15 protein-coding genes are annotated in these 14,135 nt (G+C 72.1%); 8 read left to right on the top strand and 7 right to left on the bottom strand.

Annotation, left to right across the window (positions count from 1 at the left end; translation table 11 throughout):
- The first annotated feature begins 42 nt into the window (after positions 1-42).
- Positions 43-669, top strand: coding sequence for an alpha-ketoglutarate-dependent dioxygenase AlkB (locus tag L2K70_RS01795; RefSeq protein ID WP_236398137.1), 627 nt, complete (start codon positions 43-45; stop codon positions 667-669).
- 44 nt (positions 670-713) lie between these two features.
- On the opposite strand, the gene L2K70_RS01790 is transcribed toward L2K70_RS01795, so the two are convergent.
- Positions 714-1,073, bottom strand: coding sequence for a nuclear transport factor 2 family protein (locus L2K70_RS01790; protein WP_236398134.1), 360 nt, complete (start codon positions 1,071-1,073; stop codon positions 714-716).
- Between the two features lie 78 nt (positions 1,074-1,151).
- On the opposite strand from L2K70_RS01790, the gene L2K70_RS01785 reads away from it, so the two are divergent.
- Entirely contained in the window at positions 1,152-1,964 is an 813-nt protein-coding gene (locus L2K70_RS01785; RefSeq protein ID WP_236398132.1) for a MerR family transcriptional regulator, read from the top strand.
- Between the two features lie 7 nt (positions 1,965-1,971).
- Here the strand turns inward: L2K70_RS01785 and L2K70_RS01780 are convergent, their stop codons facing one another.
- The 3 genes from L2K70_RS01780 to L2K70_RS01770 all read right to left on the bottom strand — a co-directional run bounded on the left by L2K70_RS01780 (position 1,972) and on the right by L2K70_RS01770 (position 5,379).
- Complete coding sequence (locus L2K70_RS01780; protein ID WP_236398129.1) at positions 1,972-2,382, bottom strand: pilus assembly protein CpaE; 411 nt, start codon at positions 2,380-2,382, stop codon at positions 1,972-1,974.
- 24 nt (positions 2,383-2,406) lie between these two features.
- On the bottom strand, positions 2,407-4,023 hold the full coding sequence (locus tag L2K70_RS01775; RefSeq protein ID WP_236398126.1) for a CHAP domain-containing protein: 1,617 nt from the start codon (positions 4,021-4,023) through the stop codon (positions 2,407-2,409).
- A 183-nt stretch (positions 4,024-4,206) separates the two neighbouring features.
- Positions 4,207-5,379, bottom strand: a complete 1,173-nt coding sequence (locus L2K70_RS01770; RefSeq protein WP_236398123.1) for a saccharopine dehydrogenase family protein — start codon at positions 5,377-5,379, stop codon at positions 4,207-4,209.
- Positions 5,380-5,467: 88 nt separating this feature from the next.
- Here L2K70_RS01770 and L2K70_RS01765 point away from each other — a divergent pair, with 88 nt between their 5' ends.
- The 4 genes from L2K70_RS01765 to L2K70_RS01750 all read left to right on the top strand — a co-directional run bounded on the left by L2K70_RS01765 (position 5,468) and on the right by L2K70_RS01750 (position 8,771).
- Complete coding sequence (locus L2K70_RS01765) at positions 5,468-5,743, top strand: hypothetical protein (protein WP_236398120.1); 276 nt, start codon at positions 5,468-5,470, stop codon at positions 5,741-5,743.
- Complete coding sequence (locus L2K70_RS01760; protein WP_236398116.1) at positions 5,716-7,299, top strand: beta-propeller domain-containing protein; 1,584 nt, start codon at positions 5,716-5,718, stop codon at positions 7,297-7,299. Before L2K70_RS01765 ends, L2K70_RS01760 begins: the two co-directional genes overlap by 28 nt.
- Before the next feature lie 324 nt (positions 7,300-7,623).
- Positions 7,624-7,893, top strand: coding sequence for a DUF2277 domain-containing protein (locus tag L2K70_RS01755; protein WP_236398113.1), 270 nt, complete (start codon positions 7,624-7,626; stop codon positions 7,891-7,893).
- Positions 7,890-8,771 (top strand): Sir2 family NAD-dependent protein deacetylase, encoded by an 882-nt coding sequence (locus L2K70_RS01750; protein ID WP_236398111.1) that lies wholly within the window; start codon positions 7,890-7,892, stop codon positions 8,769-8,771. Before L2K70_RS01755 ends, L2K70_RS01750 begins: the two co-directional genes overlap by 4 nt.
- A gap of 74 nt (positions 8,772-8,845) precedes the next feature.
- Here L2K70_RS01750 and L2K70_RS01745 read toward each other — a convergent pair whose 3' ends face one another.
- Positions 8,846-9,526 (bottom strand): iron-dependent transcriptional repressor DtxR, encoded by a 681-nt coding sequence (locus L2K70_RS01745; protein ID WP_236398108.1) that lies wholly within the window; start codon positions 9,524-9,526, stop codon positions 8,846-8,848.
- Positions 9,527-9,589: 63 nt separating this feature from the next.
- Here L2K70_RS01745 and L2K70_RS01740 point away from each other — a divergent pair, with 63 nt between their 5' ends.
- Complete coding sequence (locus tag L2K70_RS01740) at positions 9,590-10,381, top strand: hotdog family protein (protein ID WP_236398105.1); 792 nt, start codon at positions 9,590-9,592, stop codon at positions 10,379-10,381.
- 33 nt (positions 10,382-10,414) lie between these two features.
- Positions 10,415-11,995 (top strand): glycoside hydrolase family 13 protein, encoded by a 1,581-nt coding sequence (locus tag L2K70_RS01735; protein ID WP_236398102.1) that lies wholly within the window; start codon positions 10,415-10,417, stop codon positions 11,993-11,995.
- 2 nt (positions 11,996-11,997) lie between these two features.
- Here the strand turns inward: L2K70_RS01735 and L2K70_RS01730 are convergent, their stop codons facing one another.
- Positions 11,998-12,474 (bottom strand): MarR family winged helix-turn-helix transcriptional regulator, encoded by a 477-nt coding sequence (locus L2K70_RS01730; protein ID WP_236398099.1) that lies wholly within the window; start codon positions 12,472-12,474, stop codon positions 11,998-12,000.
- The gene (locus L2K70_RS01725; protein WP_236398096.1) at positions 12,471-14,024 is read right to left on the bottom strand and encodes an MDR family MFS transporter; all 1,554 of its coding nucleotides are present in this window, start codon (positions 14,022-14,024) and stop codon (positions 12,471-12,473) included. Before L2K70_RS01725 ends, L2K70_RS01730 begins: the two co-directional genes overlap by 4 nt.
- Positions 14,025-14,135: the final 111 nt, after the last annotated feature.

Below are 14,135 nucleotides of genomic sequence, written 5' to 3'. Positions count from 1 at the left end.
GCCCACCGCGGCACTGTCGGTGCTGGTTGGTAGGACGGACGCATGACGGACTCCGCCCTCCCGCTCTTCGGTGACGACGCCGGCGATCGCGAGCCCTGGGTCGACGACACGTTCTCGACCGCCCACCGCGTGCGGCTCGACGCCCACTCCTGGGTCGAGCACGTCCCGGGCTGGCTGGCCGGCGCCGAGCAGGTGTTCGAGGACCTGCTGGCGAGTGCCCGCTGGGAGCAGCGGTGGCGCCGGATGTACGACCAGACGGTCAGGGAGCCACGCCTCACCGCCGAGTACGCCGAGCTGCTGGACGCCCCCGAGGTGCTGAGGTCCATGGCCTCGGCCCTGACCGCGCACTACGGCGTCAGCTACGACCGCCTCTGGATCAACCTCTACCGCACCCACCGCGACAGCACCGGGTGGCACGGCGACGGCCCCTCGACGCGGCGGCGCGAGTGCATCGTGCCGGTGCTGAGCCTCGGCGCGGCGCGGCGGTTCCTCATCAGGCCGACGGCGGGCGGCGCGAGCAGGACGTTCCGTCCGCTCGCCGGCGACCTGGTGGTGATGGGTGGCCGGTGCCAGGTCGACTGGCGCCACTGCGTGCCCAAGGAGGTCGGTCCGTCCGGCCCGCGCATCAGTGTCAACTTCGCAGCGACGAGCCAGTCCCGGCCGGACTGATCGTCGGCGTTCCGGCAGCAGCAGCGGCGGCCCCGCCCGACACGTCAGCCGATGCGCAGCTCGCTGATGAGGTCGCCGGTGAGGGTGAACCGGTAGTGGAGGTCCGCGACGCCTCCGGGGAAGTCGCCCTCGATGTGGTTGACGACGACGTAGTGGGTCGCGTCCTCGCGCCGCGCCGAGACGAGCTCGGTCGTGTAGGTGAACTCGGCCCCGGCGTTGCGCAGGAAGTCGGACACCTCCTCGGTGCCGCTGAAGGTCTCGTCCTGGTCGACGACCACCGGGTCGTGGGTGAACGTGCGGAGGGCGGCGTCCGCCTCGCGGACGGTGTGGGCCGCGAGGAACGCACGGATCGTCGCCGGCAGCTCGTCGAGGCTGATGTCCTGGATGTTCGTGTGAGTGGTCATGCAACGACCGTCCCGCCTGACCGCACAGGAGGGTCAAGCACTGGACTCTCCCCCCGGGAGAGAGTGCACACTGCGCGGGTGTCCACCCATCTCAGCATCGGGGAGTTCGCCCGCCTGACGCACCTGAGCGTGCGGACGCTGCGGCGCTACCACGAGGCCGGCCTGCTGGCCCCGGCCCGCGTCGACGGGCTGAGCGGGTACCGCTACTACACCGCCGACCAGATCCCCACCGCCCAGGTCATCCACCGGTTGCGCGAGCTCGACGTCCCGCTGGCGACCGTGCACCGCATCCTTGGAGCAGCGGACCGCACGACGCGCGCCGAGCTGGTGGCCGCGCACCTGCGCAGGCTGGAAGCAGAGCTCGACAGGACCCGTGCCGCCGTACGCTCGCTTCGCCGCCTGCTGGCACCCGAGCCCGCGCCCGTGGCCGTCGAGGTGCGGCCGGTGCCCTCGTCGATCGTGGCAGCCGTCGAGGCGGACGTCGAGCTCGACGACGTCCTGGCGTGGTACGCCGGCGCCATGGCGGAGCTCGACGCCGCCCTCGCCGATCCGGTCACGACACCGGGAGGCGTGTACGACAACGCGCTCTTCGAGGTCGGCCGCGGACACGCGCTGGTCTACCGGCCCTCCGACGACCCGCCACGTCGGGGGCGTGTGCACCCGGTCGAGCTGCCGGCCGTGGAGCTGGCCGTCGCGACGCACGTCGGGGACCACGACGACATCGACGTCACCTATGGCGAGGTCGGCGCCTGGGTCGTCGCCAACGCTCTCGCCGTCGCCGGACCGGTGCGCGAGACCTACCTCGTCGGGCCTCGTGACACCGACGACCCGGCCCGCTGGCGCACCGAGATCGGGTGGCCGGTGTTCTCGGTGACCGACCCGGCGGGATGAGTCCGGGTCAGGCCGGGCCGCTCTGGTCGAGGAGCGCCAGCAGGGCGCGGGCCACCGCGTCCTGCGCGCCGACGTCCACGTGCTCCTGCTCGGCGTCCGCCGCCCGGACGCGGACGACGTACCCGCCCGAGCGCGCGGTGAGGCTGACGAACGCGGGGCCGAGCAGCTCGAGGAGCTGGTCGAGGCGGGGCAGCCACACGGCCTCGCGCTCGTCGACGTCGTCGAGCGCCCACTCGGTGGTGCCGTTGAAGGCGAGCACCCGCCCGTGCGGCTGGTCGCGCACCTCGACGACCATGTCGCTGACGGTGAAGACCGTGTCGTCGAGCTCGCGGTCAGGCACCCAGAAGGTGTCCCCGTTGCGCGGCGACCACGTCAGCCCGGCGTCGTGCAGCCGGCGGGCGAGGTCGTGGGAGATCACCCCGTCAGTGTGCCTGGTCCGGCCTCAGCGCCCGGCCACCGTCACCGTCGAGCGCGCGACGTCCGGCAGCACCAGGTCGGTGCCGGAGTAGCGGACGACGAGGGGCTTGGTGCCCGACTTGAGGTGCTTGAGGACGACCCGCGCCTTCCCGTCGACGACCTGGGCCTCGACCGAACGGCCGCCGAGGGTGACGGCGATCGTCCCCGCCGGCTTCGCCGACCCGGGAGCCTTGACCTTGACCTCGAGCGTCACCTTCGATCGCTTCACGTCCGCGCGGACCCGCACGTCGGAGACGGCCATGACCGGGCCGGTCACCGCGACGCTCTCCACCGTGTCGCGGAAGTACCGCTTGGTCCAGGTGACCTCGACCGACAGGCTGTGGCCGACGTCGCCGCGGCGGACCGTGTAGGTGTTGCGCGTGGTGCCGGAGATCCGCTTGCCGTCGCGCAGCCAGCGGTACGACGCCGTGGCGTTGGTGGGGCGGGCCGCGCCGACGTTCGCCACGAGCTTGCTGCCGACCTTCGCCGCGCCCTGCACGACGGTGGGCCGGGTGATCGAGACGGCCTTGGCGAGGACGGGCGTGGTCTCCGCCGCCACGGAGCGCGACTTCTTGAAGCCTCCGGCGCTGGCTGTCGTGCGGGCGGTGATGCGCTTGTCGATGTGGCTCCGGTCGAGGACGAGCGTCGAGCCGGTGGCGCCGTCGAGGGCGACCCCGTCGGCGTACCACTGCGTCGTGACCTTCCTGGGCTCCGGCGCCCACGCGGACGGCGTGAGGGTCAGGGTCTGGCCGACCTCCGGCGTGCCCTGGATCGTCGGCGTCGCGGTGCGCTGGAAGGTCCCGGGTGCGACGGGTGCCGTGGCCAGGGAGGCCTGCCCGGGGTTGTAGCCGTCGAGCACGGCCGTGACCTCGGCGGTGAGGCTCTTGCCCTTCACGTCCGGCGTCGGGACGTAGCTGGGCGAGGTGGCGCCCGGGATCGCGGCCCCGTCGGCGAGCCAGCGCACGGCCACGCTGCTCGGAGTCGGCGTCCACGCGCCGAGGTCGACCGCGAGCGGCGACCCGACGGCCGGCGAGCCGGTGATGACCGGCGGGGTGGTCGGCTCGACCACGCGGTCGTTGAAGTGGATGAAGCCGCTGGGCCAGCCGCCCCCGGTCTTCGTCACGCGGCGCCAGTGGAAGTCGCCGCCCCAGTAGTCCTCCGACACGATGATCTCGGAGTCGGAGATGACCTGCTCCACGAAGGCCACGTGGCCGTTGGACCCGGCCGGCGAGACGTTCGAGCGGTACCACGCGACCGCGCCGACCCGCGGCGACTGGTCGGTGATGCTTGCCATCGCCACGCCCCAGTTGGACGCGTTGCCGTTGCCCTCCCAGGGCCGCGTGGCCGGCATGCCGGACTGGATCAACCGGTACGCCACGTAGTTGGTGCAGTTGTGTCCCGCGTACATCTTCCAGTACATCGTCGACGACGCCGTGCGGTACCCGAAGTTGCCGTAGCCGGCGGCCTGGCACCCGGCGTACCCCGTGCAGAGGTACGTCGAGGTGGCGAGCTGGACCCGGCCGGTGGTCGTGGGGGTGACCAGCAGGACGAGCGCGAGCGCCCCGACCGCCAGACGCGTGGTCCGACCGACCCAGGACGTCACCGACCGCAGCACTCCCGCAGGGCGCTGGGACTGCTGTGACTGGTGTGACGAGAGGGGCAGACGAGACACAAAGAGAGATCGTAGGAGCGATCTGTCAAGGCCGCCACGCCGATGGATGAAGAACAATTGTGTAATTCATCCGCCCACGCTCACCGGGCTGTCAGCAGGGGTGGGGCGAGGTGGTCAGACCGTCTCGAACCGGATGCCCGCGGCCTGCAACCGGGCCAGCAGCGCGTCGCCCATCGCGACCGCAGGCGTCACCTGGCCGGAGGTCTCCGGGTTGTCGTCGAAGGCTAGGCACAGGGCGGCCTCGGACAGCATCTTGGCCGTCTCGGTGTAGCCGGGGTCGCCGCCCGACACCTTCGTGCGCACCGTCCGGCCGCCGCCCTCACCGACGAAGTCGACGGTGAACCACGAGCGGTCGCGCTTGGCCGCGTCGGGGCCGGACCCCTGCGGCACCCTGCTCTTGAGGAAGTCGCGCAGCGGCGGCACCTGGGCCGCGACCGTCAGGGCGCCGACCCCCGCGGCACCCCCGACCGCGTAGCGCAGCGTCTTGGTGCCGGCCCAGTGCGAGTAGCGGAACTCCGGGCCGTACGCCGGAAGCGCGGCGCCGCTGCGGGCGACGATGATCGGGTCGATCGTCGGCAGCGGGAGCAGCCAGTAGCCGAGCACCGGGTCGCGGTGCGGCGTGCCGCCGACCGATCGCGACGACCGGCCCTCGGGGCGACCCTCCGCGCGCCGTCGGGCGGCGTAGGTCTTCTTCATCTCCCTGGCGCGGGCGAACTGGTTGAGCGCGGAGTGGAACGTGCCGCCGGAGAAGGTGCCGGCCGAGCGGACCACGCCGCGCAGCGTGATCGGCTGGTCCGACGGCAGCTGCTGGACGGTGAAGTAGGCGCCGAGGTCGTGCGGGACCGAGTCGAACCCGCACGCGTGGACGAGCCGCGCGCCGGTGCGCACCGCGGTCTGGTGGTGGGCCAGGTAGGTCTGGTCCACGAACTCGGGCTCGCCGGTCAGGTCGACGTAGTCGGTGCCGGCCTCGGCGCACGCGGCGACCAGCGGGCCGCCGTGCTCGAGGTAGGGGCCGATGGTGGTGATCACGACGCGGGTACGACGGGCCACGTCGGACAGCGCGGCAGGGTCGCTGGCGTCGGCCACCAGCACCTCGACGTCCGCGCCCGCGGCATCGGCCAAGCGACGTCGTACGGCCTCGAGCTTGTCGGCGTTGCGGCCGGCGATCGCCCAGCGCAGCCCGGCGGGCGCGTGCTCGGCGAGGTAGTCGGCGGTCAGCCCGCCGGTGAAGCCAGTGGCCCCGAAGAGCACGATGTCGAGGTCACGTTCTCCTGGGGCGGCGCTCATCGCGCCATCGTGCCACGCGGAACCGCGCTCTCCCGCCCGGCGTCCCACGGCCATGAGCATCCGCACTCTTGTCGGTGGCGTGGCAGCCGTGGCTTCCCTCGCCGCGGCGGTCGGCGCGGGCTACGCACTGGGCGCGGGCCACGAGCCGAACGTGCCGCCGGTCGTCGCGCCGCCCCTCGTGCTCGCCAACGCGGACCTCACTGCCACGCCGAGCTGCGACGAGCTGCTCGACTCCTACGTCGAGCGGGGTCTCGAGCAGGTCGGGCCCTACGGATGGGGCTCGGGCATCGTCATGTTCGACTCCGCTGCCGGCTCCGACGCCTCCTCCCCGACGGCGTGGAGCGCTCGGCCGGCTCCACGGTGACCACGTCGCGCTCGGAGAGCAACGAGTCGGGCACCAACGTCCAGGAGCTGGGTGTCGACGAGTCCGACGTGGTGAAGGTCGCCGGACCGCTGCTGGTGCGGATGCGCGACGGCGAGCTCCTGGCCTACGACGTCTCGGGCGAGGAGCCGGCCCTGCTGTCGACGACCCGGATCGAGGACGCCCGCGGCACCGGCTACCCCGGCGACCCGGGCGGGGAGCTGCTCCTGGTCGGCGGTCGCGCGGTGGTGCTCGGCACCTCGACCGACGGACTGTCGACGACGATCACCACCGTCGACCTCGCCGACCCGACCTCGCCCACGGTCGTCGACGCGACCACCGCCACGGGACGTGCCTCGGCGGTCCGCCTGCACGGAGACGTCGTACGCGTGGTGCTGCAGACGGGTCTGCCCGCGCTCGACTTCTCGTCCCCCAGCGGGACCTTCGGGCAGGTCCGCGCGACGCTGCACAACCGCGCGGTGGTGCGGGGGACCACGCTGTCCGACTGGGTGCCGACGGTCGACGGCCAGCCGCTGGTCGACTGCGCGGACGTGGCCGTGCCCGCCGACGAGGCGGCTCCGCTCGGCACGACGACCGTGGTCGCCTTCGACCCGGCCGCCCCGACGGACCGGACCACGACAGCGGTCGCGACGGACAGTGAGACGTCGTACTTCTCCACCGACCGCTTCTACCTGGCCGCCGGCGGCCCGAGCTGGGGCTTCTGGGGCGACTGCCCGGACTGCGGTCGTCCGTTCCCGGGCAGCATGGCGACCGGGACGACGCCGCTCTACGCCTTCGCGCTCGACGGGACCGGGACGACGTACGTCGCCTCGGGTGAGGTCGAGGGCACCATCGCGGACCGCTGGTCGATGGACGCCGTCGGCGGTTCGCTGCGGGTGGCCGTGGGGCCGAGCAGCGAGACGGGGAACTCCAACTCGGTCGTCACCCTGCGCGAGGACGGCGCCTCCCTCGTCGAGGAGGGCCTGGTCGACGACCTCGGTGTCGACGAGCAGATCACGTCGGTGCGATGGTTCGACGACCTCGCGATCGTGGTGACCTTCCGGCAGACCGACCCGCTCTACGCGATCGACCTGAGCGACCCGGCCGCGCCGCGGCTGCTCGGTGAGCTGAAGATCCCCGGCTTCTCCGAGTACCTCCATCCGCTCGGCGAGCACCGCCTCATCGGGATGGGCCAGGACGCGACGCCTTCCGGCGTCACCCGTGGCGCACAGGCGGCGCTCTTCGACGTCACCGACCTGACCGATCCGCGCCGGATCGACGTCGTCCGCTACGACCGGGACACGTGGGCCGGCGCGGCCGGCGACCCGCGCCAGTTCACCTGGCTTCCCGAGCAGCGCGTCGCGCTCACCGTCGTCTCCCAGGGCTGGGACGGCACCACCGGCTGGGTCTCGGTCCTGTCCCTCGACGACGGCTCGATGACCAACCGGATGGTCGAGGTCGAGCGCGGCAGCGACGTCGCCCAGGTACGGCTCGTGCCGCTCGCCTCGGGCAGGGTCGCCCTCGTGACCGGCGAGGACGTCTCCTTCTTCACCGTCTAGGTCCGGTCTCGTGACGGGACTCCGTCCCTCCTCGACCAGCGGCATCACCGCTCGGGACCACCCGCTGGTCGAGGAGGGCGCCCCGCGCCCGTCACGAGACCGAGGTTCTCGCCGTTCCTCGGTCTCGTGACGGGACTCCGTCCCTCCTCGACCAGCGGCATCACCGCTCGGGACCACCGCTGGTCGAGGAGGGCGCCCCGCGCCCGTCACGAGACCCAAGGTCTCCGCCTCCCTCCTCGACCAGCGGATGATCTGCCATTGCTGGTTGAGGTGCGAGCGCAGCGAGCCTCGAAACCTGCCACGCCGTCGACGTACGGTGGCCACATGTGCCGCAACATCCGCCCGCTGAACAACTTCGAGCCGCCCGCAACGAGCGACGAGGTGACGGCCGCCGCGCTGCAGTACGTGCGCAAGGTCGCCGGGACGACCAAGCCGTCACAGGCCAACGAGGCCGCGTTCTACGCCGCGGTGAAGGAGATCGCCCACATCACCGAGCACCTGCTCGAGGACCTCGTGACGACCGCGCCGCCGAAGAACCGCGAGGTCGAGGCGGAGAAGGCGAAGGCCCGGGCGCGGCTGCGGTACGGCACGTGACGCTGAGCCGCTCGTCGTACGCCGTCGCGCCGGCCGAGTCGTCGGCCCGCGAGACCGATCCCGCGACCACCGAGGCCGCGCTCGACCTGCTCGCCGGGCGGACGCTGGTGGTCCTGACCGGCGCGGGGCTGTCGACGGACTCGGGCATCCCGGACTACCGCGGGCCGGGGGCGCCGGTGCGCGCGCCGATGACCTACCAGGAGTTCGTCGCCACGCCCGAGGCGCAGCGCCGCTACTGGGCGCGCAGCCACGTCGGCTGGCGGCGGATGGGCCGCGCCGAGCCCAACGACGGACACCGGGCGCTGGCCGCCCTCGACCCCCTCCTCCTCATCACGCAGAACGTCGACGGCCTCCACGAGGCCGCGGGCTCGCAGCGGATGGTGGCGCTCCACGGCCGGGTCGCCGACGTCATCTGCCTGGCCTGCCGCGAGACGTCGTCGCGCGCGGCGCTCGAGCGGGTGCTCGACGAGCTCAACCCCGGGTGGATCGAGCGGCACGGCTCGGCGATGACCAAGCCCGACGGCGACGTGGAGCTCGACGAGACCGAGGACTTCGTCGTCCCGACCTGCGGGTGCGGCGGGCCGCTCAAGCCGGACGTCGTGTTCTTCGGCGAGAACGTCCCACCCGACCGGGTCGCCCGCTGCTACGCCGCCGTCGAGGCCCTCGGCACGAGCGGGGCGCTGCTGGTCGCCGGCTCGTCGCTGACGGTCATGAGCGGGCTGCGGTTCGTCAAGCGCGCGGCCGCCGGAGGGACGCCGATCGTCATCGTCAACCGCGGTGCGACCCGGGGTGATGCGCTGGCGTCGTACAAGCTCGAGGTGGGGTGCAGCGAGTTCCTGGGCGAGCTTCGTGACCGAGTCCTACGGTTGTCGGCCTAGATCTCGGCTGACAACCGTTGTGGTCACCGGACATCCGGTGACTCCAGCCACCGCCGCCGACCGCTCCCGGACCGTCAGCGGCGGACGAAGATGTGCTCCGCGGCCTCGACCACGAGCTCGGCGGTCTCGCCGCCGGAGCCGATCAGGATGCCCTCGTCGGTCCGGGCGATGGTGACGGTCTTGCCGGGCAGCGCGCCGACGCGGCGGAGCATGCCCATCAGCTCCTCGTCCTTCTGCATCTCCTCGGAGATCCGCTTGACGTGGACCAGCTGGTCCTCCGCGACGGCGGCGTCGGAGAGCGGCTCGACGTCGGTCATGAACTCCTCGCCGGTCGTGTCGCCGAGCTCCTCGAGCCCCGGGATCGGGTTGCCGTACGGCGACTCGGTGGGGTGGTCGAGCAGCTCGAGCAGCCGCCGCTCGACGGTCTCGGACATCACGTGCTCCCAGCGGCAGGCCTCGACGTGCACCAGCTCCCAGTCGAGGCCGATGACGTCGGTCAGCAGCCGCTCGGCGAGCCGGTGCTTGCGCATCACCCGGGTCGCCAGGAGCTGGCCCTCCTCGGTGAGCTCGAGGTGGCGGTCGCCCTCGACCGTCAGCAACCCGTCGCGCTCCATCCGTGCCACCGTCTGCGACACCGTCGGACCCGACTGGTGCAGCCGCTCCGCGATCCGCGCGCGCAGCGGGACGATGTCCTCCTCGACGAGCTCGTAGATCGTGCGGAGGTACATCTCAGTGGTGTCGATGAGGTCACTCACGGGCGCCATTGTTCCCCATCGGCCCAGTGCCACGCCTCGCTGTCCCGTGGCACAGTGAGGCCGGTGAGCGAACTCATCGTCCCGCGCCGGTTCTGCGGTCCTCCGGACTCGGGCAACGGGGGCTGGACGGCCGGCGCGCTGGCCGCCCTCGACCCGGCGGACTCCCCGGACGACCACACCGACGGCTGGCCGGCGATCGAGGTCTCGCTGCGCCGGCCGCCGCCGCTCGACACCCCGATGCCGGTCCACGTCGAGGGCGTCGTCACCACGGCGTCGTCCGGCGACGCGGTGGTCGCGACCGCCCAGCGCGCCGCCCGCGACCTGCTCACGGTCGAGCCGGTCCCACGCGAGGTCGCAGCGGCCGCCGAGGCGTCGTACCCCGGACACGACTTCCACCCGTTCGCGACCTGCTTCGCCTGCGGTACGGCGCGCAGCGAGGACGACGGGCTGCGGATCTTCCCGGGCCAGACCGGCGACGGGCCCGACGGTGCGCTCGTCGCGGCGACGTGGACCCCGCACCCGAGCCTGCACGAGGACTGGCAAACGTACGTCGACGAGACGCCCCGCGCGTCCGTCGCCACCACCTGGGCGGCGCTGGACTGCATCGGCGGCTGGGCGGGCGACCTCACCGAGCGCCTGATGGTGCTCGGCCGGATGACCACCCGGGTCGACGACCTGCCGGTGATCGGCGAGCCGCACGTCGTCGTGGGCGAGGGGCGCGGCCAGGACGGGCGCAAGACCTTCACCGCCTCGACGCTCTACGACGCCGACGGCCGCGTCGTCGCGACCGCGGAGCACACGTGGATCGCCGTCGACGCCGAGCTGTTCGGCGGCCGCATGCCGTCGGTAGTTTGACCGCCCCTCCCCCGGCGCTGAGAGCATGGGGACATGGCTGACGCGAACGATCCGACCACCGCGTGGTGGCGCAACTCGGTCGTCTACCAGATCTACGTCCGCAGCTTCGCGGACAGTGACGGCGACGGCATCGGCGACCTGCCCGGCATCACCGCGCGCCTGCCGCACCTCGCCGACCTCGGGGTCGACGCCCTGTGGCTCACGCCGTTCTACACCTCGCCGCAGCACGACCACGGCTACGACGTCGCCGACTACACCGACGTCGACCCGCTCTTCGGTCGGCTCTCCGACGCCGACGACCTCGTCGCGCGCGCCCACGAGCTGGGCCTGCGGGTGATCGTCGACGTGGTGCCCAACCACACCTCGAGCGAGCACGAGTGGTTCAAGGCCGCGCTGGCCGCCGGCCCCGGCAGCCCCGAGCGCGCCCGCTACATGTTCCGCGACAGCGAGGACGGCAACCCGCCGAACAACTGGGAGTCGGTCTTCGGCGGTCCCGCGTGGACGCAGGTCGAGGACGGCCAGTGGTACCTCCACCTCTTCGACTCCTCCCAGCCCGACCTCGACTGGCGCAACCCCGAGGTCCACGAGATGTTCGAGGGTGTCCTCCGCTTCTGGCTGGACCGCGGCGTCGACGGCTTCCGCATCGACGTGGCCCACGGGCTCTACAAGGAGGAGTCGCTGCGCAACCAGGTCGTCACCGCGGGCGTCAAGCCGGCGAGCAGCGCCCACGAGATGGTCGAGCGCTCGCTCACCGACGAGCCCATGTGGGACCAGCCCGAGGTGCACGACGTCTACCGCTCGTGGCACAAGATCCTCGACGAGGCCGGGCCGGACCGGATGGCCGTCGCCGAGGCCTGGACGCAGACGGTCGAGTCGATGGCGGCGTTCGTCCGGCCCGACGAGCTCGACCAGACGTTCAACTTCGCCTGGCTCCTCGCGCCGTGGTCCGCGGAGTCCTTCGCCACGGTCATCGCCGACACCCTCGCCTCCGTCGCCCCGGTCGGCGCCTCGCCCACGTGGGTGCTCAGCAACCACGACGTCGTACGGCACCCCTCGCGTTACGGCGGCGGCGAGCAGGGCCTGGCCCGTGCCCGCGCGGCCACCCTGACGATGCTCGCCCTGCCCGGCTCGAGCTACCTCTACCAGGGCGAGGAGCTCGGCCTGCAGCAGGTCGACGTCGCGCCCGAGTTCCGCCAGGACCCGTCCTACCTCCGCACCGGCGAGGTCGGCCGCGACGGCTGCCGGGTGCCGATCCCGTGGGGCGGCACCGAGGCGCCGTACGGCTTCGGGCCCGGCGCGGGGCAGCCGTGGATCCCGCAGCCCGACGATTGGGCGCCGCTCACCGTCGAGGCGCAGACCGGCGACGAGACGTCGACGCTCGAGTTCTACCGCGAGGCGCTGCGCGTGCGGCGCGAGTTCGCCTGGACCGCGGGCGACTCGGTCGAGATCGTCGGCACGAACGACCACGTGCTGACGTTCCGGCGCGGCCCGCTCACCGTCGTCCTCAACTGCGGCGACCACCCGGTCGAGCTGCCCGACGGCGAGGTCCTGCTGGCCAGCGGCCCCGCCGAGGGCGGCAAGCTCGCCCCCGACACCGCCGCCTGGCTCCGCTGACGTCAGTCGTCGGAGAGGGCTGCGTTGTACGCCGCCAGCTGGCGGGCGAACTGCGCGAGCTCCTCGTCGCTCCAGCCGGACAGCCGCCGGTCGAAGCGGTCGCTGCGGGTCCGGCTCATCCGCTCGAGGCGCTGACGGCCCTCGTCGGTGGCGTCGAGCAGGATCGCGCGCCGGTCCTCGCTGTCGGGTCGGCGCTCGACGAGGCCGAGGTCGACGAGCGACTGCACCTGCCGGCTGACCCCGCCCTTGTCCATGCCGAACGCGTCGGAGAGATCCGCACCGCGCATCGGGCCGTTGGCCGCGAGGTGGGTGAGGATGAAGTAGGTCATCGGGTGCAGCTCGGGGTGGACCTCGCGGGCCCGCTCGCCGATGACCCGCTTGACGCGCCGGATCAGGCTGCCGACCTCGGCCTCGATCCGACGCAGGTCGTCGTGCCGGGTCGAGGTCGTCGCCTGGGCGGCGTCGGTGGCGGTGGTCATGCCTGCGGGGAGGTCGGGGAGATCTCGGCCATGAGCTCATCCTCGCGCTTCACCGACGTCCGCAGCGGGACCTCCTTGATGAAGAGCACGGCGATCAGCGCGCCGAGCGCGAAGGGCAGCGCCACCAGGAAGATGTGACCGGTCGCGTCACCGAAGGCGCTCTCGAACACCGCACGGAGGGGTGCGGGCATCGTCGAGACGTCGGGGATGCCGCCGGTCTGGTGCCCGACCGCGTCGGCGTACTCCGGGTGCGTCTGCAGCAGCGCTGCGAGGCCGGTCTTGACGGAGTCGGCGACCTGGTGGGCGAGCACGGCACCCAGGGCGGCGATGCCGACCGAGCCGCCGAGCGAGCGGAAGAACGCGACGACCGACGAGCCGGCACCCATGTCGGCGAGGGCGATGGTGTTCTGCACCGCGAGGACGAGGTTCTGCATCGTGGCGCCGAGGCCCAGGCCGAGGACGGCCATGAAGATGCCGGTGTGCCAGAGCGGGGTACCCGCGTCGATGGTGGACAGCAGCCCGAGGCCGGCGATGACGGCGACCATGCCGCCGACGAGCCAGCGCTTCCAGAGGCCGGTGGCGCTGATGATGCGGCCGCTGATGATGCTCGAGACGAGCAGCCCGCCGACCATGCAGATCGACATCAGGCCGGCCTCGGTCGGGCTCATGTCCTTCGCGCGCTGGAAGTAGAGGCTGAGGTAGACGGTCGAGCCGAACATCGCGACGCCGATCAGCACCGAGGCGATCGTGGCCAGGGTCAGGGTGCGGTCCTTGAACAGGTGCAGCGGGATGACCGGGTCCTTCGCGACGTTGGCCTCGACGTGGATCGCGGCGGCGATCACGGCGATCGAGCCGACCACGAGCGCGAGGCTGGTCCACGAGACCCAGTCGAAGTTCTGGCCGCCGAGCGAGACCCAGATCAGCAGGATCGAGACGCCGCCGACGAGCAGGAAGGCGCCGAGGTAGTCGATCGAGACGTCGCGCTTGACGACCGGGAGGTGCAGCGTCTTCTGCAGCACGACGAAGGCGAGCGCAGCGACGGGAAGGCCCGCGAAGAAGCACCAGCGCCAGCCGACGGTGTCCACCAGGACGCCACCGACGAGCGGGCCGCTCACCGTGGCCAACGCGAAGACCGCGCCGATGTAGCCGCTGTAGCGGCCGCGCTCACGCGGGGAGACCATCGTGGCGATGACGACCTGCACGAGTGCGGTCAGGCCGCCGACGCCGAGGCCCTGGACGACACGGGCGCCGATCAGCACCTCCATCGACGGCGCGAAGCCGGCGATGAGGGAGCCGATGGAGAAGATGACGAGGGCCGACTGGACGAGCAGCTTCTTGTCGAAGAGGTCGGCGAACTTGCCCCAGATCGGGGTGGTCGCGGTCATCGCGAGCATCGTCGCGACGACTACCCAGGTATAGCCGGTCTGGCTGCCCTGGAGGTCGTCGACGATGGTCGGCAGGGCGTTGCTCACGATCGTGCTGGAGAGCATCGCGACGAACATCGCGAGGAGGAGGCCGCTGAGGGCCTCGAGCACCTGGCGGTGGGTCATCTCGCCAGTCTGCTCGGCGCTGATGGGGGGAGCCTGGGTCACGGCAGTTGCCTTCGATTCGGTGGTTGCTGATCGCAATAGTTGTTGACCACAACGATATGCCTGCGAGCG

It is taken from the genome of Nocardioides potassii, from assembly GCF_021648885.1.
Classification (GTDB): domain Bacteria; phylum Actinomycetota; class Actinomycetes; order Propionibacteriales; family Nocardioidaceae; genus Nocardioides; species Nocardioides potassii.
Note: the sequence above shows the minus strand (reverse complement) of the source record. Positions and strands in the feature narration are given on the sequence as shown.

Excerpts from the sequence above, each read along its gene's own strand:
- L2K70_RS01795 (WP_236398137.1), top strand. The coding sequence starts at position 43 with ATGACGGACTCCGCCCTCCCGCTCTTCGGTGACGACGCCGGCGATCGC.
- L2K70_RS01790 (WP_236398134.1), bottom strand. The coding sequence starts at position 1,073 with ATGACCACTCACACGAACATCCAGGACATCAGCCTCGACGAGCTGCCG.
- L2K70_RS01770 (WP_236398123.1), bottom strand. The coding sequence starts at position 5,379 with ATGAGCGCCGCCCCAGGAGAACGTGACCTCGACATCGTGCTCTTCGGG.
- L2K70_RS01755 (WP_236398113.1), top strand. The coding sequence starts at position 7,624 with ATGTGCCGCAACATCCGCCCGCTGAACAACTTCGAGCCGCCCGCAACG.
- L2K70_RS01735 (WP_236398102.1), top strand. The coding sequence starts at position 10,415 with ATGGCTGACGCGAACGATCCGACCACCGCGTGGTGGCGCAACTCGGTC.
- L2K70_RS01730 (WP_236398099.1), bottom strand. The coding sequence starts at position 12,474 with ATGACCACCGCCACCGACGCCGCCCAGGCGACGACCTCGACCCGGCAC.
- L2K70_RS01725 (WP_236398096.1), bottom strand. The coding sequence starts at position 14,024 with ATGACCCACCGCCAGGTGCTCGAGGCCCTCAGCGGCCTCCTCCTCGCG.